General features: G+C 71.0%; 1 protein-coding gene. It reads left to right on the top strand.

Annotated features, from left to right (window positions below; all coding sequences use genetic code 11):
* On the top strand, positions 1-245 hold a 245-nt coding region (locus J5M67_RS29175), incomplete at both ends, for a sulfatase-like hydrolase/transferase (protein ID WP_243434956.1).

Genomic DNA, 245 nt, shown 5'->3' with positions numbered 1-245 from the left:
GCGGACCGTGGACTCGCAGTGCGGCCGCCTGCTCGCGGCCCACTACCGTCGCATCCGGCACCCAATAGGTTGCACCGCCGGGCGCTCCACCTTCATCACCGGCCAGGCTTCGCTGCGCACCGGCCTGTCCAAGGTCGGCATGCCGGGGGTTCCGGTGGGCCTGCAGGCCCGTGACGTGACCATCGCCCAGGCGCTCAAGGCCCACGGCTATGCCACCGGCCAATTCGGCAAGAACCACCTGGGCG

Origin of the sequence: Pseudomonas sp. 30_B, assembly GCF_017491605.1 — a bacterium.
Lineage (GTDB): Bacteria > Pseudomonadota > Gammaproteobacteria > Pseudomonadales > Pseudomonadaceae > Pseudomonas.
The sequence above is the reverse complement of the archived record's forward strand: the minus strand, read 5'-3'. Positions and strand labels throughout refer to the sequence as shown.